A 21,435-nucleotide genomic window follows, 5' to 3' on the forward strand; every position below is an offset into this window, starting at 1 on the left:
GGCGCTGGGTCCGTATGAAATTTGAGCAAGGCGGCGACTTTGCCCGAGACGATCACTCGTCGTCAACTACCCGCAATTTGGCCGCACCGGCTCGGTTTTCCGCAAAGCGACGGGCCTGCTCGATTTCGCCATGCGAAGCCTCTTTTTCCGTCGGCGAAAAATCAAGACCTTCGATCTTCTGGCCGCGCGCCAGCACCTTGTCGGAGGAGATCAGCATCATGTCGACGTCCTTCTGCGCCAGCCCGAAATGGGCTTGCAGCTTGCGCGTCCTGTCGTCCAGCCGCCGCACATCGTCCATGAGCAGCGCCACTTCGCCCTGGATGAGATGCGCCTGCTCGCGCATGCGCTGGTCTTTCAAAACAGACTGGATGACCTGCACCGACAGCATCAGAAGCGAGGGTGAGACGATGACGACGCGGGCGCGGTGGGCGCGCTGCACGAGATATTCGAAATGCTGATGGATGTCGGCAAAGATCGATTCGGAGGGCACGAAGATGAAGGCCGTATCCTGCGTTTCGCCGCGAATGAGATATTTCTCGGCCACGTCGCGAATATGCACTTCCATGTCGCGGCGGAACTGCTGCACGGCGGCGCGTTTGGTTTCCGGCGTCTCATCCGCCTTGATCGCGTTCCACGCCTCCAGCGGAAACTTGGCATCGATGACCAGTGCTGGCGCATTGTTCGGCATCTTGATGATGCAGTCGGGCCGGTAACCGTTGGAAAGCGTCGGCTGAAGCTGGAACGCCCCGGCGGGAAGGGCGTCGGCGATCAGCGTTTCCATGCGCGCCTGTCCGAAAGCGCCGCGCGTCTGCTTGTTGGAAAGGATCGCCTGCAATCCCACCACGTCCTTCGCCAGATCCTGAATATTGCCCTGCGCGGCATCGATGACGGCCAGGCGCTCCTGCAGGCGGCTCAGATTCTCATGGGTCGACCGGGTCTGCTCCGTCAGCGTTTCACCAAGGCGCTGCGACATGCCGTCAAGGCGCTGGTTCAGCGTCTGGCTCATCTCTGTCTGGCGTGTGCCAAGCGTTTCCGCCATGGCCGCGATCCGCCCGTGCAATTCGGACTGTGTTTTCAAAAGGTCGGAGATTTCACTGTCGGCTCCCGCTTTTCTTGTGCGGTTTGTCGTGACCAGCCATGTGATGGTCAGGCCTAAAACCAGGGCCACAAGCAGCGCGCCGAAGCTGATATCGACGGAGCCGGCCCGCAGCGCGGGATTAAGGAGAACGGAGAAATCTATGTTCATGATTAAATCTAGCAGATTTCCAGTGATTCGGAAGATCAAAACAAGAACACTTCTGCGGCGGAAATGAGTCGGGCCGGGTCGATGCAGGAGGCGGTTTTCTCCTTCGTGTTTTTTATTTCCTCCGCGCGAGAGATACGTTATGGGAAGCCATGACCATCAAACCGCTTATCATTTTGCCCGATCCCGTGCTGCGCCAGCAATCGAAACTCATCGAACAGGTGGACGCCGAAGTGCTGCGCCTTGCCGACGACATGCTCGAAACCATGTATGATGCACCCGGTATCGGCCTCGCCGCCATTCAGATCGGCGTGCCGCGCCGCATGCTGGTGATCGACGTGGCACGCGAAGGTGAAGAAAAGACCCCGGTCGTTTTCATCAATCCGGAAATCCTCAAAGTGTCGGACGATATCTCGACCTATGAGGAAGGCTGCCTCTCCATTCCCGACTATTATGCCGAAGTGGAGCGTCCCGCGTCGCTCACGGTGCAATATGTCGGGCGTGACGGCAAGCAGCAGACGGTCGAAGCGGATGGTCTGCTCGCGACTTGTTTGCAGCATGAGATCGACCACCTCAACGGCGTTCTCTTCATCGACCATATTTCGCGGCTAAAGCGCGACATGGTCATCAAGAAATTCACGAAAGCGGCCCGCGCAAAGATCTGATCCGTCCTTTTTGGGCCGGAACGGACGACAGGGCAGGGGGCTACGATGTCTCTTCGCATCATTTTTATGGGCACGCCGGATTTCTCCGTTCCTACATTGCGTGCATTGGTGGAGGCGGGCCACGAGATCGTTGCCGTCTACACCCAGCCGCCGCGTCCCGGCGGCCGCCGTGGTCTCGATTTGCAGAAGTCGCCGGTCCATCAGGTGGCCGAATTGCTCGGGCTGCCTGTACTGACGCCCGTGAATTTCAAGGCGGAGGAAGATCGCCAGCAGTTCCGGGATTTCAACGCCGATGTGGCGGTCGTCGTGGCTTACGGCCTGCTGCTGCCTGAAGCGATCCTGTCCGGCACACGTCTTGGCTGTTACAATGGTCACGCCTCGCTGCTGCCACGCTGGCGCGGTGCTGCCCCCATCCAGCGGGCGATCATGGCCGGCGATGCCGAAACCGGCATGATGGTCATGAAAATGGAAAAGGGGCTCGATACCGGCCCCGTCGCGCTTACCGCGAAGGTCGCAATCGACGAGAATATGACGGCTGGAGAATTGCACGACAGCTTGATGCTGGCAGGTGCGCGGCTGATGCGGCAGGCGATGGCCAAGCTGGAGGCAGACGACCTGCCCCTCGTCACGCAGGCGGAAGAGGGCGTGCTCTACGCCGCGAAGATCGACAAGGGTGAGACCCGTATCGATTTTTCAAGGCCCGCACAGGATGTCCATAACCACATTCGCGGCCTTTCGCCGTTTCCCGGCGCATGGCTGGAGATGGATATCGGCGGCAAGCCAGAGCGCGTCAAGGTGCTGGCTTCGGAACTGGCCAGCGGCATGGGCGAAGCGGGCAGCGCTCTCGATGACGCGCTCACCATTGCCTGCGGCAGCGATGCCGTGCGGCTCACACGCTTGCAGAAGGCGGGCGGCAAGCCGATGTCGGCGGCCGATTTCGTGCGTGGTACGCCGGTTCCAGCCACAACGAGGCTCGGCTGATGCCACGTTTCCGCATGACCGTCGAATATGACGGCACGCCCTATTACGGCTGGCAGAGACAGGAAAACGGCCCCTCCGTCCAGGGCGCGCTGGAGGCTGCCGTCCGGTCGCTGACCGGGGAGAGCGTTTCCATTCGCGGTGCAGGCCGCACCGATTCCGGTGTGCATGCCGTGGGACAGGTCGCCCATGTCGATCTTTCCCGAGACTGGGAACCCTACAAGCTCCGCAATGCCTTGAACGCGCATCTGGCTATGGCGGGTGAGGCGGTGGCCGTGCTCGATGCCGCCGCGGTGACCGAGGATTTCGACGCGCGTTTTTCAGCGCTGCGCCGCCATTATCTCTACCGCATCATTTGTCGCAAATCCCGGCTGGCGCTGGAGCACAAGCGGGCATGGTGGGTATCGAAGGATATGGACCACGAGCGCATGCATGAAGCCGCGCAGATGCTCGTCGGCCGGCATGATTTCACCACCTTCCGCTCTGTCCACTGTCAGGCGAACAGCCCGGTCCGCACGCTTGACCGGCTGGATGTGACGCGCAACGGCGATCTCATCGAGATACGCGCCACCGCGCAGAGTTTTCTGCACAACCAAATCCGTTCTTTTGCCGGGACGTTGAAACTGGCGGGCGAAGGCGGCATGACCCCGGACGATGTGCGCGCCGCACTGGAGGCGCGGGATCGCAAGGCCTGCGGCCCCGTCGCGCCGCCGGACGGCCTTTATTTCATGCAGGTCGATTATCCCGATGTCATTCCGCCGCGCCGCCGCCCTGAAATTGAAATGACGGAAGACGCGGACTGATCGAAGGCCCCGCCGCCTCTCAGGCGGGATAGACGCCGAGAAAACGCTGCAATGCCTCTGACAGCAACATGGCGGGCACCAGCAGCGTCATGACGACGGCCGAGACGAGCAGCGACTGGTCGCGAATGAAAAACCTGACGATCCGCGAAAAGGCGAAGACCAGCGACAGAAGCAGTGCCAGCCACAGAATGGCGATCAGCCCCTGCAAACGCGGCAGAAAGAATGCGATCAGGATCAGGACCGCATAGGCATAGGAAAAGGGCAACGACAGCCAGTTCACGGTGGTGACGAGCGGCGCGAATTTTTCCCGGGCGCCAAAGGCGTAGAGCAGCATGCCGATCAACAGCAGCGGCACGATCCAGCAGATGGCCTCGACCATGGCCAGGCGGAAGAAGAAGAGGAAGCCGGTTTCGGCTCCATGTGGAACGCTGACCAGAAAGGCGGCGCGCAGCCAAAGCCAGGAAACCAGCATGGCCGGCAGGCACCACAACGCGGAATAGAAGGATCGCCACATGCCGCGCTCGCTCAGATCCAGATACCGCGCGCCATTATGGTCGCCGAGCAGCAGCAGCCACAGGCCTGTCAGATAGAGCCTTACCTCACTTGCCGTCGGCATGGGCGAACCAGCGTTCGATGAAGGTCTCGTAAATGCGCGTCAGCGTCTCGAGATCGGCAACTGCCACGCGTTCATCGACCATATGCATGGTCTGCCCGACGAGACCGAATTCCACGACAGGGCAATAATCCTTGATGAAGCGTGCATCCGAGGTGCCGCCGGTGGTCGAAAGCTTCGGCTCCTTGCCGGTTACGGCTTCAACCGCGCCTGACAGCGACGAGATGAGCGCATTGTTGCGGGTCAAGAAGACATGGCTCGGACGGTCCGCCCAGACGATTTCATATTTGACCGGAGGCCGGTCGGGGCGAAGCTCGCCCTCATTTGCCGCTGCATCGAGGCGGCGGATGATCTCCGCCCGCAGGCTCTCTGCCGTCCAGCTATCGTTGAAACGAATGTTGAAGGCTGCCGTCGCCCGCGCCGGAATGACGTTGGTCGCAGCATTGCCGGTGTCGACGGTCGTTACTTCCAGATTGGATGGCTGGAAATCATCCGTGCCGTGGTCGAAGGCTGGATGCATCAGCGCATGGGTGAGCTGCAGCAGACCACGAATGGGGTTGTCGGCGAGATGTGGATAGGCGGCGTGGCCTTGAACGCCTTGGACGGTGATCCGGCCCGAGAGCGATCCCCGGCGGCCGATCTTGATCATGTCGCCCAGCTGGTCGGGATTGGTAGGCTCGCCGACGACACAGGCGTCCCACGTCTCTCCCTTTGCGGCAGCCCATTCCAGAAGCTTGGAGGTGCCGTTGATCGACGGGCCTTCCTCGTCTCCGGCGATCAGGAAGGAAACCGAGCCCTGCGGTTTGCCATGTTTTCCGATATGGCGGGCGATGGCGGCGACGAAACAGGCAATGCCGCCCTTCATGTCCACCGCGCCGCGACCGTACATTTCGCCACCGGCGATGTCTGCCGAAAAGGGCGGATGGCTCCATGCGGCCTCATCACCAACGGGAACGACATCCGTATGGCCCGCAAACATCAGATGCGGACCTTTGGTGCCGAGCCGGGCGTAGAGGTTCTCCACATCAGGCGTCCCGGCCTCTGTCGCCATCACACGCTCCACCGCAAAACCGAGCGGTGAAAGCAGGGTGTCGAGCAGGGAAAGCGCGCCGCCTTCCGCAGGCGTTACCGAGGGGCAACGGATGAGGGCGGCGAGATTGGCAACGGGATCGGTCGAGGTCATGGTATCAGCTTTTATCAGTCGCGCAGAAGCTCGTTGATGCCGGTCTTGGAGCGGGTCTTTTCATCGACGCGCTTGACGATGACGGCGCAATAAAGGCTCGGGCCGGGTTCGCCGTTCGGGAAAGGCTTGCCCGGCATGGTACCGGCAACGACGACGGAATATGGCGGTACTTCGCCATAGGTGATCTCGCCGGTGGCGCGATCGACGATCTTGGTCGACTTGCCGATGAAGACGCCCATGCCGAGAACGGCGCCTTCGCGCACGATGCAGCCTTCGACGACTTCCGAACGGGCGCCGATGAAGCAATTATCCTCGATGATGGTCGGGCCAGCCTGAAGCGGTTCCAGAACGCCGCCGATGCCGACACCGCCGGAGAGATGCACGTTCTTGCCGATCTGTGCGCAGGAGCCAACGGTTGCCCAGGTGTCGACCATCGTGCCTTCATCAACATAGGCACCGAGATTGACGAAGGAAGGCATCAGAACGACGTTCTTGGCCACGTAAGCCGAGCGGCGCACGACGGCGTTCGGCACGGCGCGGAAGCCGGCGGCGCGAAACTGGTTTTCACCCCAGTTCTCGAACTTCGACGGCACCTTGTCCCACCAGGTCGATTCACCGGGGCCGCCGGTGACGATTTCCATGTCGTTCAGCCGGAAGGATAGAAGCACGGCCTTTTTCAGCCATTGATTCACCTTCCAGTTCCCGTCCGCCTGCTTCTCGGCGACGCGAACCTTGCCGCTGTCGAGAAGTTGAAGAGATGTGTTCACCGCGTCGCGAACCTCGCCCTTCGTCGATACGTTCACACCGTCACGGTTGTCGAAGGCTGTTTCGATGATGGTTTCGAGGGAGGTGAGATCCGTAAGGCTCATGGAAAATTCCTTGAATGTCGCGTGTGGTCTGGTCACGGAAGGTCCCGCGCCGCTGGAAGGCTTTGGCCATTTGATCTAAGGGAGTGTTGGAAAGGCGTCAATGTGATTTGGGTGATTTGGCGCGTCAGACGAAAGGCATGGAAATGACACGACTGAAAAATGGCAAATTGCGGCGCAAGGACGGGGCATGGGACCCGTTGAAGCGCAGTGCTGTGGACAAGCAGCAGGCCGAGGTCGTCGTCAAAACGCCGCAGTCGGATTCCCCGTCCTATCGGCTGGCCTATGTGGATACGGACTTTCTCTGCCGTGAGGAATTGCGCCCGATCAGGCTGCAGCTGGAACTTCTGAAGACGGAAATGGCGCTCACCGAACGCGGGATCAATTCCACCGTCGTGATGTTCGGCGGCGCCCGCATTCCCGAACCGGGCGGTGAGGCCTGGGCGGCGCGCAACGAAACGCAGAAGCGCAATCTGGAACAATCCTCGATTTATTACGAGGAGGCGCGCAAGTTTGCTCGCCTCTGCACCGACTATGGCGCGAAATCCGGCCATCTGGAATATGTCGTCGTCACCGGCGGTGGTCCCGGCGTCATGGAAGCGGGCAATCGTGGTGCTGCCGATGTGGGAGGCCCGTCGATCGGCCTCAATATCGTTCTGCCGCACGAGCAGGCGCCCAACCCCTATGTCACGCCGGAGCTGAGCTTCAATTTCCACTATTTCGCCATCCGGAAAATGCACTTTCTGATGCGGGCGAAGGCCGTCGTGGTTTTCCCCGGTGGCTTTGGTACGCTGGATGAGCTTTTTGAGGCACTGACGCTAATCCAGACCAAACGCATGGCACCTATCCCCCTCATTCTTTTTGGTGAAAACTTCTGGCGATCCGTCGTCAACTTCGAGTTCCTGGCGAATTTCGGCACCATCGCTCCCGAGGATATGGATTTGCTGCACTTTGCCGAGACGGCGGATGATGCCTGGAAGATTATCTCCGAATACTACGAGCACTGATTATTCTTGGCGCGGCGAAGTAATATTAGGGCTTAATTAGCAATCATATTCTAATTTTGCGTCGTCGCGCTGCAGCGCACTGTCCCATGCGGACGGGCCTCCATGACGGAGATTGTCATCCGTTGACGTCAGCTCTTTCGGGTTGACAATTTCCATTGGGGCCAAGATGTTCAATTTCAAAGTGAAGTCGCTTGCGACGAAGCTCATCCTCGTGACCGGCTGCGCCATCACCACGGTTCTTATCGCATCGAATTCCTTCCTCATTTCCCAGACCAGTGAACGTGTCCATGCCCTGACCATGGATCAGGCCAATACCGAGGCGCGCGCCATCGCCAACGTCATTGCCGCCGATGTCGGCGAACTCGGCAGCGCGGCGCGCTCAATGGCCGGTGTCATCGGCCGTGCGCATCAGGCCAAGTCGATGGACCGGCCCGGTATCGTCAATATACTCAAAGCGAATGTCGAGCAGAATACGTTCGCCTTCGGCAGCTGGTTCTGTGAGCAGCTCGGCCTTTTTGACGGCCAGTCGACGGAGATCGCCAACCGGCTCGATCTCGGCACCAATAAAAGCGGCGCCTTTGCCCCTTATTGGTCAAAGACCCAGAAGGGCGACATCCAGTTTTCGACCTTCGACAACGACTATGCGGCCGAATGGTACGCGCTGGCCTCCAAATCCGGCAAGGGAGCCATCACCCAGCCTTACCTCGCCCAGGGCACGGAAGTGCCCACCACCATGACCTCGCTCGCCTATCCCGTCATGTCGGATGGCAAGATGATCGGCGTGGCAGGTGTCGATATTTCGCTCGCCTCGCTCACCCAGAAACTGCAGGCCCTGCATCCTTTTGAAACCGGCCGCGTGACGCTCGTTTCCCAAGGCGGGCAGTGGCTGGTGCCGCCGACCCCCGAGCAGAATATGAAGGCTTACGACGGAGAAGGCGCAAGCACCGTTCAGGCTGCCATCACCTCCGGCAAACAGGGCCTCATCGAAAATCTCGGCCTCGACACCGACGCGCCCTATAACCGTCTCGTTTATCCCTTCGCCGTTCCAGGCCTCAACGCGACGTGGGTCGTTCTGGTGGATATTCCCCATCAGGCGTTGAATGCTCCGGTACAGGAGCAGACCTTTATGATGATCATTGGTGCGATCGTCATTCTCGCCGCCGTTATTGCCGCGCTTTATTTTGCGGTTCGCTATTTCGTTCGCAACCCGCTCGCGTCCCTTGTCGCCGATGTCAGGACGCTCAGCGAGGGTCGCTACGATGTGCCGGTGTCCGGTCAGGAACGTCAGGACGAAACTGGAGCCGTGGCAACTGCTCTCGAAGGTTTCCGCGCAAAGCTTGCCGGCGTCCGCGAGATGGAAGCTGAAGCCGCCGCCCAGCGTGGCCATGCGGAGACGGAACGCCAGCGATCGGAGTTCGAGCGTAGCGAGAATAGCCGCATGCAGCAGCACATTGTCGGCGTGCTTGGTGCCGGCCTCAATGCGCTTTCGCAGGGCAATCTGACCTACCGTATCGAGGATGAATTCCCAGGCGAATATGCAAAGCTGCGCGCTGATTTCAACTCGGCGCTCGAAAGCCTCGAGGAAACGGTGTCAACCGTCAACGCCACCGTCGTCAGTATCGGCAATGGTACCGGCGAGATCACCCGCGCCGCCAGCGATCTCTCGCATCGCACGGAACAGCAGGCTGCAAGTCTGGAGGAAACCGCCGCGGCCCTCAACGAGTTGACCGCACAGGTCAATTCCAGCGCGGAAAACGCCGCAGAGGCGGCCGGTGCCGTCAGCCATGCCTGCGATGACGCCGGCAAGTCAGGCGAGGTCGTGCAGCAGGCCGTGAACTCCATGCAGGGCATTGCGCAATCCTCGGCGGAAATCTCCCGTATCATCGGGGTGATCGACGAGATCGCCTTCCAGACCAATCTGCTGGCGCTGAATGCCGGTGTTGAAGCGGCTCGCGCAGGCGATGCGGGCAAGGGCTTTGCGGTCGTCGCGCAGGAAGTGCGTGAACTCGCGCAACGCTCCGCCACTGCCGCCAAGGAAATCAAGGGCCTGATAAACACGTCGGCCACGCAGGTGGGCGAGGGTGTCCAGCTGGTCGGCAAGGCCGGCGAGACAATGAAAAAGATCGCCGATCAGGTTCTGCAGATCAACCAGCTGATACGGCAGATCTCCGCCTCGGCCAGCGAGCAGGCGGTAGGACTGAAGGAAATCAACTCCGCCGTGACCCAGATGGATCAGGTCACCCAGCAGAATGCGGCGATGGTGGAGGAAACCACTGCAGCTAGCGTGACGCTGAACAGCGAAGCCGAAACCCTGAAATCGCTCGTTGCCGGTTTCGCGGTGTCCGGCGGCCATGCGAGCCAGCAATTGCGCGCCACGGCAGCGACAATGCGTGCACCGGCCGCTCCGGCAAGGGCGCAGGCCGCGGCTCCTCGTGCCCGTCCGAGAACCAGCGGTGCAAACGCGCTGGCGCAGGATGACTGGACGGAATTCTGATCCGCCATTCCCGCTGAAAATAAAAGGGCCGCTGGCTTTTCCAGCGGCCTTTTTTTGTTCCTTTTCGGATCAGAGCCGGGCGAAACGTTCGGTCAGCAATTCAAAGAAGCCGTCGGCATCTACATTGCGCATCACGCGGGCATTGGCGGGACGGTCAGTCACCCGCCACCAGTCCACGACAGTCATGCCCATGGTCAGTTCGGAAATGACCTCGATTTCGACATTGCACTCGCGGCCCTCGAACAGTTCGGGCTTGAGGAGATAGGCAATGACGCTCGGATCATGCAGCGGACCGCCATCCGAACCGTATTTCTCGATGTCGAAACGCTCGAAGAATTCCAGCATTTCCGCCATGGCGATGGCAGGGCGCGTGCCAATGTCACGAATGCGGTTGACGCGCGCCTTGGTGGTCAGCAGCTTGTGGGTGACATCAAGCGGCATCATGACGACAGGCATGCCGGAACGGAAAACGATGTCGGCGGCCTGCGGGTCGACATAGATGTTGAATTCCGCCGCCGGCGTGATGTTTCCACCTTCGAAGAAGCCGCCGCCCATCATCACCAGTTCCTTGACGCGATCGGCAATTTCCGGCGCCTTGAGGAGAGCCAGCGCCACATTGGTCAGCGCGCCAAGCGTGCAGAGCGTTACGGTGCCGGCGGGTTCCCGCATCAGCGTTTCGATGATGAAATCGACCGCATGCTGCTTTTGCGCCTCCATGGTCGGTTCATCGAGAACCGGGCCGTTAAGGCCGGTGCTGCCGTGAACATGCTCGGCGGTGATGGGCTTGCGCACCAGCGGCTTCTCCGCGCCCTCATAGACGGGAATATCGGTGCGGCCACACAGTTCGCAGATGATGCGGATGTTGCGGCTGGTCAGCTTCAGCGGAACGTTGCCGGCAACGGCGCACAGTCCGAGAATGTCGATTTCGTCAGGGCTTCCAAAGGCAAGCATGATTGCCGCCGCGTCGTCCTGGCCCGGATCGGTGTCGATGATGATTTTTCTGCGTTCTGCCATGTCTTGCCCGCCGTTGAGATGAGCGCTTTTTTCGAGCGGCGGGTGCTCACTTGTCAAGCCTCATTCCTCCCTCCTGCCTTTGCCCGCGTTTCGTCTTGCGCATCGTGGTTCGGCTTCCCATATTGCGTGAGCCGGTGCGATTGACCGGCAAGGTTGCCGGAAGCGGGACCGCGAAACGTCGCTTGGTTGCAAGGACAGAAGAGATATGAGCCGCATGACGCCATTCACCCACCCTCTTTTGCTGGGTTTTGATGCCATGGAAAAAACGCTGGAGCGCATGGCGAAGGCCAATGACGGCTACCCTCCCTATAATATCGAGCGTCTGCTTGGCAGCGAGGATGTGCCGGAGCGTCTGCGCATCACCATTGCCGTCGCCGGTTTTTCGCAGGACGATCTGGATGTGACGACCGCCGACAACCAGCTTGTCATTCGCGGCCGCCAGCAGGAACAGGAAAAACGCGATTTTCTCTATCGCGGCATTGCGGCGCGGCAGTTCCAGCGGGTCTTCGTGCTTGCCGATGGTATGCAGGTTCGCGACGCGCGCTTGCGCAACGGTCTTCTTTCCATCGATCTGGTCCGGCCGGAAATTTCAAACGTGGTAAAGAAAATTAATATTTCCGTCTCAGAGTAGACCATGAACGCCGGAATCGGACATGAATCGCTCGGCGTGAAGAAGGAGGCTGAAATATGCTCTTAAAAGAAGCGCATGCGCGTCTCACCCAGTCCCAGCTCGCCCATATCGGTGAAGGAGAAGTGGGATATATCCGCAAGATCCGTGCGGAAGAAGTAAGCCGCTGTTTCCCGGAAGCACCCGATCTCGATCCGCAGCTGGATCTGTGGGCACTATTCGGCGCGGATGGTACGCCTATCCTCCTGACAGACAATCGCTCCAGTACCTTTTTCAAGGCGGCGGAAGACGATCTGAAAACCGTCAGTCTCCATTGAAAGAAAAAGCCCGCCGATTGAGCGGGCTTTATATTTGCGGGATCAGAGGAACGGGCGGTCCGGCATATCATCGATGGAAATAACGCCGTCCTTGTTCCGGTCGAGCCGCTCGAACATCTTTTCGCCGGCGGCCGTGAACTCGGCTTTGCTGACCTGACCGTTCTCGTCGGTATCGGCCCAGCGGATCATTCCCAAGCCGCCACCCTTGCCGCCGTGTTTGCCCCAGCCCTGATGGCCGGAACGGCTTCCGTGGTCGCGCTCTGCGCGTTTGCCCTCGGGGCCCTTGGCCTCATCCGCCTTGGCGTCTTCCCGCTCGGGGCGCGGGTTGGCGGCTCGGAAAGCTTCCATCTTAGCCTTGCGATACTCGCGCATTTCCTTCGGCGTGATCGAGCCGTCCTTGTCCATGTCGATCTCGGTGAAAAGCGCATCCTGGCGGGCGGTGAATTCCTCCTTGGAAATCTTGCCGTCCTTATTGGTATCGGCCACCTTCAAGAGGTGCACGAAAGCCGCTTCCGGCCGGATCGGCATGCGATCCTTGTGGCCTTTTCCGGGCGCGGCGAAACTGGCCGTTGCGGCCGTGCTGAGCACAAGGGCTGCGCCAAGAGCAGAGAGGGCGATTTTGCGTGTGGTCATCGTCATTACCTTTTCTTTGGTGTCCCTGAAGAAAAGATAGTGACGTCGACCGAGGCACACCACTTAAACATCCGTAAGGTGCATGAAGCTTCGGTAATGTTCGCTGCTCAGCGGGCGATGGTTTTCGCCAGGAACCCGGTCAGGTCGTCGGTGATATAGTCGATATGCCCATCCGTCACATCAGGGATTTCCCAGCGTTCCATGATCACGCCCTCAAGGTTCGAAGGCACGAGCAGCACGGTCTTCATGCCAAGCGCCTTGGGAGCCGCAAGATTGCGCGGCAAATCCTCGAACATGGCGGCTTTTTTTGTGTCGAGCTTTGCAAGCGCTGCGAATTTCTCATAGGTAGCGCTGGCCGGCTTCGGCAGATAGTTGGCGGCGACAATATCGAAGATATCCTCGAAATGATCGAGAATGCCGAGCGCACCTGCTGCGGCCTGCGCATGTTTGACGCTGCCATTGGTCAGAATGAACTTGCGGCCCGGCAGAGCTTTGATCGCTTCGCCGAGTTCCGGATGTGGTTTCAGTGCTGAATAGTCGATGGCATGGGCACGTTCCAGAAACTCGTCCGGGCTGATGCCGTAATTGATCATCAAGCCCTGCAGCGTGGTGCCATGGTCGTGATAATAGCGCTTCTGCAGCACGCGCGCCTCTTCGGGGTCGAGCTTCAGAAGCTCGGCCACATAGGCCGTCATGTTACGGTCGATCTGGGAAAACAGATTGACGTGATGCGGATAGAGCGTGTTGTCGAGATCGAAGACCCATTCGCTGACATGGGCGAAATCGGCGGCGTCGGGCAGGTTTTTCAGCTTTGTGTCCATGGGCTGCTTTATGTCTGTTTCGAACGGCGAAGAAAATCAAAAAGACGACGATTGATCAGAAAATCGGGCTTGGCTGCGGCCTTGCGCGCATGATACCGCCAAGGCTATGGAACTCTGGATAGGCATTACTTTCGCAAGCGCGTTCCTGCAGAACCTGCGCTCGACGTTGCAAAAACACCTCAAGGGCATGATGGGCACGACAGGCGCGACCTTTGTGCGCTTCGTGTTCGGCATGCCCTTCGCACTCGCCTATCTTGCATTCCTGCATCTCGGGCTCGGTCGGCCGCTGCCGGTGCTGAACATGTCCTTCGCTGGGTGGGCAACCGTCGGAGCCATGGCGCAGATCGCCGCCACTTTCCTGCTGGTGCATCTGTTCTCTTTCCGCAATTTTGCTGTTGGCACGGCCTATTCCCGCACCGAGCCGGCGCAGGCGGCGCTGTTTGCCCTTATCTTCATCGGCGAAAGCATCACTGGCGGCACATTGGCGGCCATTGCGATTTCGGTCGCCGGCGTCATGCTGATTTCCGTGGCGCGCACGCAAGTGACGCCCGCTTCTTTCCTGACCTCGATTTTCAGCCGGACAGCGGGTATCGGCCTTGCCTCGGGAGCATTCTTCGGCCTGTCCTCGGTTGCCTACCGATCGGCATCGCTGGCGCTTGCGCCGAGCCTGCCTGCCCCGGATGCGATGATGCAGGCTGGCTTCACCCTCGTCGTCGTCATCGTCATGCAGACGGTGTCGATGTTCCTCTGGATCATCTGGCGCAAGAGGGAAGAATTGCCGCGTATCGCCAAGGTCTGGAAACCGTCGCTCGCCGTCGGTTTCGTGGGCGCCACGGCCTCGTTCGGCTGGTTCACGGCGATGACCCTGCAGCAGGCCGCGGTGGTGAAGGCGCTGGCGCAGGTGGAGATGCTGTTCGCCTTTGCCTCGACCGTGCTTTTCTTCAAGGAGAAGATCAACCGGCTCGAACTGTCCGGCTGCATGCTGATTGTGGTGGGTGTTCTGTCGCTTCTGGCATTCGGCTGAATGCCGGATATGGCGGACAGGCTTGCCATCCGCCACTGAAATGCATCAGGGCACGATGAGAGTGCCGGCACCTTCCGTGAAGATTTCCAGAAGCACGGAGTGCGGCGTCTTGCCGTTGAGGATCACCACACCCTGCACACCGGCCTTGATGGCATCGATGCAGGTCTCGACCTTCGGGATCATGCCGCCGGAAATCGTGCCGTCCTTGATCAGCGCACGCGCCTCTGAGACAGTCAGTTCCTTGATGAGTTCCTTGTTCTTATCGAGAACGCCAGGCACATCCGTGAGGAACAGAAGGCGCGTGGCGTGAAGCGCACCGGCAATGGCTCCGGCGAAGGTATCGGCATTGATGTTGTAGGTGGCGCCGTCACGGCCGGGTGCGACGGGCGCGATGACCGGGATCATCTCTGATTTGGCAAGCAGATCGAGCAGGGTACGGTCGACTTCCACGACTTCACCGACGAAACCGAGATCGAGCACGCGCTCTATATTACTGTCGGGATCGATAACGGTCTTTTTCGCCTTTTCCGCGAAGACCATGTTGCCGTCCTTGCCGCACAGACCGATGGCCCATTCGCCTGTCTGGTTGATGAGGGCGACGATTTCCTTGTTGATCGAGCCGGCCAGAACCATTTCAACAATTTCGACTGTCTTGGCATCGGTGACGCGCAGGCCGCCCTCGAACTTCGATTCAATGCCCATCTTCGACAGCATCGCACCGATCTGCGGGCCGCCGCCATGCACGACGATGGGGTTGATGCCGGACTGCTTCAACAGGGCGATATCTTCCGCGAAAGCCTTGCCAAGCGTGGAATCGCCCATGGCGTGGCCACCATATTTCACCACGATTGTCTTGTTCTCGTATTTCTGCATGAAGGGCAGGGCCTGCGCGAGCAGCCGTGCCTGAATTTCGCTTTCGGAAGAAGTCATGGAAAAACCTCGGTCTATGGTGGCGGCCGCAAGAGCCTTTCATCGCTCTACAGCATCGGCGCGAAAATCGGAATCGATTTTTGCGGTGCAGGATGCATGGATTCGACATGTCGCCGCGTTTGCAAGGACAGGCGAATCTCCGCTTTTGACGAATGAAATAACCTCCGGGCCTTATTGTGTCGGCCCATAGTAAAATTCTGTTTTTGGACGGCTTCAGCTGCGTAATAAGATTGACATAAAGCACCAATCGGACCAGCTTTGTTGGAAGCAGGGGAGGGGTTATTCAGCAGGGCGACGGACATGTCGCGCATCGTGAAACGATGCTGGCCTGAACGACCGAGGAGTTTGAAGACCCATGACGGCACCGGATCGAGACAAGCAGAGCGGTTTGCGGGACGAAGTGCTCGCCGGCGAATATGTGCTGGGTGCCCTGCCGCCGGAAAGCATGGCGGAGCTTACAAAGCGCGTGAAGCGCGATCGCCAATTTGCCGCAATGGTCAGGCGCTGGCGGGAAAATCTCGCCGAAACGGAATATCGGGAAAAAGCGACGATGGCCGTTTTGCTTGAAAGGGACCCGGCCAGACCCGGCCTGCCTTTCAGAAGTCAGCCGCTGCGCGGCGTCAGCGTGTTCGCCGCCATGTTTTCGGAAGTCTGGAATTCCGTGCGCTTCTGGCGGCTTCTGGCGCTGACGGCGATGCTCTGGACCGCCGTTCTGCTTTTCACCATCGCCTGACGCGAAAACGCTTTAGAGCGAAACCGTTCTGACGATCTCAGCCCGCAGATCGTCCAGCCCGAAGGATTTTTCCGACGAGGTGGCAAGAACTTCGGGATAGGCAGCGGGACGCTTGCGGATTTTCTCCAGCGTTTCGCCAATCAGCCGGGGAACGCCAACGTCCTTGATCTTGTCCGTCTTCGTCAGCACGACCTGATAGGACACGGCCGCCTTGTCGAGCAGGCTCAGGACCTCTTCGTCGTTCTTCTTGATGCCATGGCGGGAATCGATCAGCACGTAAACGCGCTTCAGCGTCGCGCGGCCACGCAGATAATCGAAGACGAGTTTCGTCCAGGCATCGACATGATCCTTGGGCGCCTGCGCATAACCGTAACCCGGCATGTCGACCAGCGCCATCGGCGGCAGGTCGCCCGGCTCGCCGGAATAACCTTCGGGAACGAAATAGTTCAGTTCCTGGGTGCGTCCGGGCGTGTTGGAGGTGCGTGCAAGCCCCTTGTGACCCACCAATGCGTTGATGAGCGAGGACTTGCCGACATTCGAGCGACCGGCAAATGCAATCTCCGGCGGGCCCTCAGGCGGCAGGAATTTCATCGCGGGAACGCCGCGAATGAAAATCCAGGGTCGCCCGAACAGGGGCTTTTCGGTTGCCGTGCCGGTCTCACTCATTTCGATTGCACCGGCTTTCGTTTGAACAGCCCTTTTATATTATCGAACAGTTCGATCTTGGCGCCGTGACGCTTCATGATGAGGGCCTGCTGGCTGATGGAGAGCGTGTTGTTCCACGCCCAGTAGATGACCAGACCAGCCGGGAAGGAGGCCAGCATGAAGGTGAAGATCAGCGGCATCCAGGTGAAGATCATCGCCTGTGTCGGATCGGGCGGCGTCGGGTTCATGCGCATCTGCAGGAACATCGTGATGCCCATGACGAGCGGCCAGACGCCGATCATCAGGAAATGCGGCACGTCGTAGGGCAGAAGGCCGAACAGATTGAACAGCGAGGTCGGATCGGGCGCGGAAAGGTCGTGAATCCAGCCGAAGAACGGTGCATGCCGCATTTCGATGGTGACATAGATGACCTTGTAGAGCGCGAAGAAGACCGGAATCTGCAGCAGCATCGGCCAGCAACCGGCAACCGGGTTGATCTTCTCTTCCTTGTAGAGCTGCATCATCGCCTGCTGCATGGCCATACGGTCATCGCCATGTTTGGCCTTCAGCTCTTCCATCTTCGGCTGCATGCGCTTCATGTTCGCCATAGATGCGTATTGCTTGCTGGCGAGCGGGAAGAAGAGCGCCTTGACGACAATGGTTGTGAGCAGGATGGCCACGCCGAAATTGCCAAAATAACGGAAGAAGAAGTCCATCATTTTGAACATCGGCTTGGTGATGAAGTAGAACCAGCCCCAGTCGATCAGAAGGTCGAACTTCGGAACGGAATATTCGGTCTCGTAACGATCGACCAGCGGCACTTCCTTGGCACCGGCGAAGACGAGGCTCTTCAGTTCGATGGACTGGCCGGCTTCGACCGTCATCGAGTCGCTCTTGAAATCGGCCTGATAGCTCGGCTGATTGCCGGTGATGTGCGAATAACGGGTTTCGAACGGCGTCGTCTGCGGGGGAACAATGGCCGCGGCCCAATATTTGTCGGTGATGCCGAGCCAGCCGCCGGTCGCCTTGGCAACCGTTACCGGCTCCTCTTCGACGTCTTTATATTTCTTTTCCGTCAGGCTGCCGTCCTTGCCGGAAACGCCGAGAAAACCCTCATGAATAACGAATACAGGGGGAATTACCGGCTTGTTGTTGCGCGTCACGCGGCCGTAGGTGGCGAAGGAAATCGCCGCCTGACCGGGGTTCTCGACCTTGTCGGCGATCGAGAGCATGTAATGCTCGTCGATCGAAACCGTACGGGAGAAAACGACACCCTTGGAATTGGTGTAGGTCAGGGTGACCGGGGTGGTTTCCGTCAGCTTGTCGCCGCTTGCAAGCGTCCAGACGGTCGTCGGACCGGGAACGCCGCCGACTTCCTGTGCTGCAACGTAACCGAGTTCGGTGAAGTAACCGTCCTTGGTGTCGGCAGGCGAAAACAGCGTGATGATCGGGCTCGAGTCATCGACGGTCTCATGGTAGCCCTTGAGCCGGATGTCATCGAAACGGGCACCGGTCAGGTTGATCGAGCCGGCAATGGCGTTGGTGTCGATGGCGACGCGCTGGGTCCTGGCGATCGCTTCTTCCCGTGTCGCCGTGGCGGCGGCCTGCGTGGAGGAGGCGGGCGGTGCACCTTCGACGGTCGCGCCGGGTGCGGCACCCGGCGCCGGCTGTTGCTGCGTCGTCTGCTGCTGCGCCTGGCGGGCCTCTTCGGCGCGGCGCTGCTGCTCGATGCGCGGATTCATGTAAAGGAATTGCCAGGCGAGGACGATGACAACCGAAAGGGCTATCGCGATGAAGTAATTGCGGTTCTTTTCCATCATTCTTTCCTGGAGCGGGTCTCCTGGGACCGTTTCGGTTTCGCCGTTCCTTCAATGCGCTCGATAAGGAGAGACTGAAGTTTCGGGAAGGCGGTATCGAGTACGTCCCTGCGGGCGACAATCACATAGTCATGACCGGGCTTCATTGCGACCCCGGCAGAATGCCTGACGGCTTCCTTGAGACGGCGGCGCATGCGATTTCGCTCGACCGCGTTGCCTTGTCTTTTTGTTACGGTAAAACCGACGCGAGGCTCGGTTTCCGGGGCTCTCCGGTCAAGCACTTCCACAAGAAAGGTGCTTCCCCGCCGTTTTTCCCCCGCCTGAACGGCAAGAAACTCCGACCGGTTTTTAAGCCGGCCGGGTTGTTTTTTAGTCTCGCTCATGTGCCCGCGACTTTCATCGGGCCACAGGCTCGGCAATTAAGCCGACAGACGTGCGCGGCCGCGCGCACGGCGGGCTGCGAGAACCTTGCGGCCGCCGGCAGTAGCCATGCGGGCACGGAAACCATGACGACGCTTGCGAACAAGCTTGGACGGTTGGAAAGTACGCTTAGACATTTATTTAATACCGCGGTGTGCGGCCCTTCTTGAATTTGCAATTATTTGCAACAGCGTTTCGTTTTTTGCACGGCTAACCCCGCCTGGGCGAGCTTTCTATGGCCGAGCGTGCGCGGCTTATAAGGGCATAGGCCGAGCAAAGTCAATTGCCGGAGGGGTTTTAGCACTTCACCTTTTGCGGAAAAGCGCATGAGGTTCGCTTCCTCGGCGGGCCGTGCGCACGCATTTCCATGCGTAACCGATAAAATACGAAATTCTTTCTTAACGCGGCATTGATAAATCTTGTGACGCGAAAAGTTATGCCAGCGTCCCATTTTCATCTTGGCGCTGGTTTTTGTTGGGGGAACGAAATTGAGAATTCGCGGTCGTATCAATCTACTTGTCGGGCTGATGAGCCTTGTGGCCTGTACCATCGGTGGACTATCCATCTATGCGGTCAGCGAATTCCGGGTCCGCACGGTCGAATATGAAAAGGCGGCGGAGCGCGCCTATAAGGGCGAGGCGCTCAACCGACTGGTCACCGCGGTCGTGATGGAGGCGCGCGGGGTCTATGCCGCTACCGATATCGAAAAGGCGGGGCCCTTCGCGGACGGCATCGTCAAGAACCTCGATGCCATGGAGAAGCTGATCGCCACATGGACCCCTCTCGTTCCGGCGGAACAGAAGGCAACCTTCGATAATCTCTCCAGCCGCTTCAAGGAGTTCAAGACCTTCCGCCTGGAGACCGCGCGGCTTGCCCGTGAAGCTGGCCCGCAGGCGGCCAACCAGCAGGGCAACAACGAGGCGAACCGGGCCAACCGCAAAGCCTATCAGGCGGAAATCGACGCCGTCGTGAAGAACGACATTGCCGAGCTTGAGGCCGTCAAGGCCGGCATCGACGGTTTTGTAACGACAACATTCTGGCTGGTCATCACCGTCACCGGCAGTGGCATATTGGCCGGCGCGGCCTTCGGTCTTTATATTGGAGCACGGCAATTGAGTGCGCCGATCCGCAGGGTTTCGGAAGTGATGAACGCCGTGGCTGACGGAAATCTGGACGCGGATGTGCCCTATCTCGGCCAGAACGACGAGATCGGTGAAATGGCGGCGGCTGTTGAAGTCTTCAAAAAGAACGGCCGCGAAGTACGCCGCATGAACGCGCAGGAAACCGCCATGCGCGCCAAGAGCGACGATCTTCAGGCCGGCATGGCTGTCGTTGTGGATGCTGCGGCAGGGGGTGATTTCAGCCGCCGTATCAACAAGGATTATGGCGACGACAACCTCAACCGTTTCGCAACAACGATCAATGCATTGCTCATCGGGGTAGACAACGGCGTCTCCGAGACCAGCCGCGTCATCGAAGGTCTGGCGCGTGGTGACCTGACAGAAAAGATGGACGGCGACTTCCGCGGCGTCTTCGCCGAACTCAAGGAGAACGTCAACCAGACGCTGACCAAGCTACGCGAGACGATGCGTGAAGTGCGCGGCAGCACGGAAGGCATCAGCGGCAACGCCAACGAGCTGCGCTCGGCCGCCGACGACCTGTCCAAGCGGACGGAACAGCAGGCAGCCGCACTGGAGGAAACCTCCGCCGCGCTGGACGAAATAACCGCCGTCGTGCGTAATTCCACCGATCGTGCGCAGGAAGCCAGCGCCATGGTCGCCGAAACCAAACAGAAGACGGAAGAATCCGCCAGTGTCGTGCGCGATGCCGTCTCCGCCATGGATCGCATCGAGCACGCCTCGCGCGAAATCAGCCAGATCATCAACGTAATCGATGAGATCGCCTTCCAGACCAACCTGCTGGCGCTGAATGCCGGTGTGGAAGCGGCGCGTGCGGGCGAGGCTGGCAAGGGCTTTGCCGTCGTCGCCCAGGAAGTGCGCGAACTGGCGCAGCGTTCCGCAACCGCGGCGAAGGACATCAAGGCGCTGATCACCAAATCCGGCGAGGAGGTTGGCCGCGGTGTGTCGCTGGTGCAGAGAACGGGCAGCGCGTTGAGCGAGATCGAGACCCGCGTTCTCGCCATCAACGAGCATATCCATTCGATCGCCACGGCCGCCAGGGAGCAGTCCACCGGTCTGCACGAGGTGAATACTGCCATCAACCAGATGGACCAGGTGACGCAGCGCAACGCCGCCATGGTGGAGGAGACCTCGGCCGCGACCCATAAGCTGAGCAGCGAGGCGGACCATCTCGTAACACTGGTGACGCGCTTCAATGTCGGCACCGAGACGGCGCATCGAAGCCACCGTATGGAGCAGCCCTTGCGGCCGATGACGGCATCCTCCGGGCCGGTTGCTGTCTCCGGCAGGACGGCGGCCGTGTCGTCTCCGGCGCGTAAGCTGATGAACAGCGTCAGCCGTGCGCTCAATGCCCAGCCCGCCGCAGCCCCGGCGCATGGCGACTGGCAGGAATTCTAGACGACCTACCGTTTTGCCTCAAACCGGCTTAGCCTCAAGCGCCGCCCCTTTCGGGCGGCGTTCG

General features: G+C 59.7%; 22 protein-coding genes. 10 read left to right on the forward strand and 12 right to left on the reverse strand.

The window, feature by feature from the left end; all coding sequences use genetic code 11:
- Window positions 1–52 precede the first annotated feature (52 nt).
- Window positions 53–1,246, reverse strand: a complete 1,194-nt coding sequence (locus GSF67_RS00205) for a DNA recombination protein RmuC (RefSeq protein WP_006310210.1) — start codon at window positions 1,244–1,246, stop codon at window positions 53–55.
- Window positions 1,247–1,395: 149 nt separating this feature from the next.
- Here GSF67_RS00205 and def point away from each other — a divergent pair, with 149 nt between their 5' ends.
- The 3 genes from def to truA are packed head-to-tail and all read left to right on the forward strand — an operon-like array spanning window position 1,396 to window position 3,689.
- Window positions 1,396–1,908, forward strand: coding sequence for a peptide deformylase (gene def, locus GSF67_RS00210; RefSeq protein WP_006310211.1), 513 nt, complete (start codon window positions 1,396–1,398; stop codon window positions 1,906–1,908).
- A 45-nt stretch (window positions 1,909–1,953) separates the two neighbouring features.
- Window positions 1,954–2,889, forward strand: a complete 936-nt coding sequence (gene fmt / locus GSF67_RS00215; RefSeq protein WP_006310212.1) for a methionyl-tRNA formyltransferase — start codon at window positions 1,954–1,956, stop codon at window positions 2,887–2,889.
- Window positions 2,889–3,689, forward strand: coding sequence for a tRNA pseudouridine(38-40) synthase TruA (truA, locus tag GSF67_RS00220; protein ID WP_006310213.1), 801 nt, complete (start codon window positions 2,889–2,891; stop codon window positions 3,687–3,689). Before fmt ends, truA begins: the two co-directional genes overlap by 1 nt.
- Before the next feature lie 19 nt (window positions 3,690–3,708).
- Here the strand turns inward: truA and GSF67_RS00225 are convergent, their stop codons facing one another.
- The 3 genes from GSF67_RS00225 to dapD are packed head-to-tail and all read right to left on the reverse strand — an operon-like array spanning window position 3,709 to window position 6,354.
- Window positions 3,709–4,305 carry a hypothetical protein gene (locus GSF67_RS00225; protein WP_006310214.1) on the reverse strand — a complete coding sequence of 199 codons (597 nt, stop codon included), beginning with the start codon at window positions 4,303–4,305 and terminating at the stop codon, window positions 3,709–3,711.
- The gene (gene dapE, locus GSF67_RS00230; RefSeq protein WP_006310215.1) at window positions 4,289–5,485 is read right to left on the reverse strand and encodes a succinyl-diaminopimelate desuccinylase; all 1,197 of its coding nucleotides are present in this window, start codon (window positions 5,483–5,485) and stop codon (window positions 4,289–4,291) included. Before dapE ends, GSF67_RS00225 begins: the two co-directional genes overlap by 17 nt.
- A 14-nt stretch (window positions 5,486–5,499) precedes the next feature.
- Window positions 5,500–6,354: a 2,3,4,5-tetrahydropyridine-2,6-dicarboxylate N-succinyltransferase gene (gene dapD, locus GSF67_RS00235; protein WP_003493576.1), complete on the reverse strand. Its 855-nt coding sequence runs from the start codon at window positions 6,352–6,354 to the stop codon at window positions 5,500–5,502.
- A gap of 137 nt (window positions 6,355–6,491) precedes the next feature.
- On the opposite strand from dapD, the gene GSF67_RS00240 reads away from it, so the two are divergent.
- On the forward strand, window positions 6,492–7,358 hold the full coding sequence (locus GSF67_RS00240; protein ID WP_371814439.1) for an LOG family protein: 867 nt from the start codon (window positions 6,492–6,494) through the stop codon (window positions 7,356–7,358).
- A 166-nt stretch (window positions 7,359–7,524) separates the two neighbouring features.
- Window positions 7,525–9,852: a methyl-accepting chemotaxis protein gene (locus GSF67_RS00245; protein WP_006310219.1), complete on the forward strand. Its 2,328-nt coding sequence runs from the start codon at window positions 7,525–7,527 to the stop codon at window positions 9,850–9,852.
- A gap of 69 nt (window positions 9,853–9,921) precedes the next feature.
- Here GSF67_RS00245 and GSF67_RS00250 read toward each other — a convergent pair whose 3' ends face one another.
- On the reverse strand, window positions 9,922–10,866 hold the full coding sequence (locus tag GSF67_RS00250; protein WP_035214571.1) for a nucleoside hydrolase: 945 nt from the start codon (window positions 10,864–10,866) through the stop codon (window positions 9,922–9,924).
- 205 nt (window positions 10,867–11,071) lie between these two features.
- Here GSF67_RS00250 and GSF67_RS00255 point away from each other — a divergent pair, with 205 nt between their 5' ends.
- Window positions 11,072–11,497, forward strand: a complete 426-nt coding sequence (locus GSF67_RS00255; protein WP_006310222.1) for an Hsp20 family protein — start codon at window positions 11,072–11,074, stop codon at window positions 11,495–11,497.
- A gap of 56 nt (window positions 11,498–11,553) precedes the next feature.
- Entirely contained in the window at window positions 11,554–11,811 is a 258-nt protein-coding gene (locus GSF67_RS00260) for a DUF1150 family protein (protein ID WP_006310223.1), read from the forward strand.
- Between the two features lie 42 nt (window positions 11,812–11,853).
- Here GSF67_RS00260 and GSF67_RS00265 read toward each other — a convergent pair whose 3' ends face one another.
- On the reverse strand, window positions 11,854–12,450 hold the full coding sequence (locus tag GSF67_RS00265) for an EF-hand domain-containing protein (protein ID WP_006310224.1): 597 nt from the start codon (window positions 12,448–12,450) through the stop codon (window positions 11,854–11,856).
- Between the two features lie 101 nt (window positions 12,451–12,551).
- Window positions 12,552–13,265 (reverse strand): pyrimidine 5'-nucleotidase, encoded by a 714-nt coding sequence (locus tag GSF67_RS00270; protein ID WP_006310225.1) that lies wholly within the window; start codon window positions 13,263–13,265, stop codon window positions 12,552–12,554.
- 106 nt (window positions 13,266–13,371) lie between these two features.
- Here GSF67_RS00270 and GSF67_RS00275 point away from each other — a divergent pair, with 106 nt between their 5' ends.
- Window positions 13,372–14,289: a DMT family transporter gene (locus GSF67_RS00275; RefSeq protein ID WP_006310226.1), complete on the forward strand. Its 918-nt coding sequence runs from the start codon at window positions 13,372–13,374 to the stop codon at window positions 14,287–14,289.
- A gap of 45 nt (window positions 14,290–14,334) precedes the next feature.
- On the opposite strand, the gene argB is transcribed toward GSF67_RS00275, so the two are convergent.
- Entirely contained in the window at window positions 14,335–15,219 is an 885-nt protein-coding gene (gene argB / locus GSF67_RS00280; protein ID WP_006310227.1) for an acetylglutamate kinase, read from the reverse strand.
- A gap of 355 nt (window positions 15,220–15,574) precedes the next feature.
- Between argB and GSF67_RS00285 the strand changes: the two genes are divergently transcribed.
- Window positions 15,575–15,952 carry a hypothetical protein gene (locus GSF67_RS00285; protein ID WP_006310228.1) on the forward strand — a complete coding sequence of 126 codons (378 nt, stop codon included), beginning with the start codon at window positions 15,575–15,577 and terminating at the stop codon, window positions 15,950–15,952.
- Window positions 15,953–15,964: 12 nt separating this feature from the next.
- Here GSF67_RS00285 and yihA read toward each other — a convergent pair whose 3' ends face one another.
- From yihA to rpmH, 4 genes are read right to left on the reverse strand one after another with little or no spacing between them, the layout of a single operon-like run.
- Window positions 15,965–16,618, reverse strand: coding sequence for a ribosome biogenesis GTP-binding protein YihA/YsxC (gene yihA, locus GSF67_RS00290; RefSeq protein WP_006310229.1), 654 nt, complete (start codon window positions 16,616–16,618; stop codon window positions 15,965–15,967).
- Window positions 16,615–18,414, reverse strand: coding sequence for a membrane protein insertase YidC (yidC, locus tag GSF67_RS00295; RefSeq protein ID WP_006310230.1), 1,800 nt, complete (start codon window positions 18,412–18,414; stop codon window positions 16,615–16,617). Before yidC ends, yihA begins: the two co-directional genes overlap by 4 nt.
- Window positions 18,414–18,797, reverse strand: coding sequence for a ribonuclease P protein component (gene rnpA, locus GSF67_RS00300; RefSeq protein WP_006310231.1), 384 nt, complete (start codon window positions 18,795–18,797; stop codon window positions 18,414–18,416). The genes yidC and rnpA overlap by 1 nt, the downstream gene beginning before the upstream one ends.
- A 36-nt stretch (window positions 18,798–18,833) precedes the next feature.
- Window positions 18,834–18,971, reverse strand: coding sequence for a 50S ribosomal protein L34 (rpmH, locus tag GSF67_RS00305; protein ID WP_010972613.1), 138 nt, complete (start codon window positions 18,969–18,971; stop codon window positions 18,834–18,836).
- 351 nt (window positions 18,972–19,322) lie between these two features.
- Here rpmH and GSF67_RS00310 point away from each other — a divergent pair, with 351 nt between their 5' ends.
- The gene (locus tag GSF67_RS00310; RefSeq protein ID WP_006310232.1) at window positions 19,323–21,371 is read left to right on the forward strand and encodes a methyl-accepting chemotaxis protein; all 2,049 of its coding nucleotides are present in this window, start codon (window positions 19,323–19,325) and stop codon (window positions 21,369–21,371) included.
- Window positions 21,372–21,435: the final 64 nt, after the last annotated feature.

This window comes from Agrobacterium sp. CGMCC 11546 (genome assembly GCF_013365515.1).
In the GTDB taxonomy this organism is placed as follows: domain Bacteria; phylum Pseudomonadota; class Alphaproteobacteria; order Rhizobiales; family Rhizobiaceae; genus Agrobacterium; species Agrobacterium fabrum.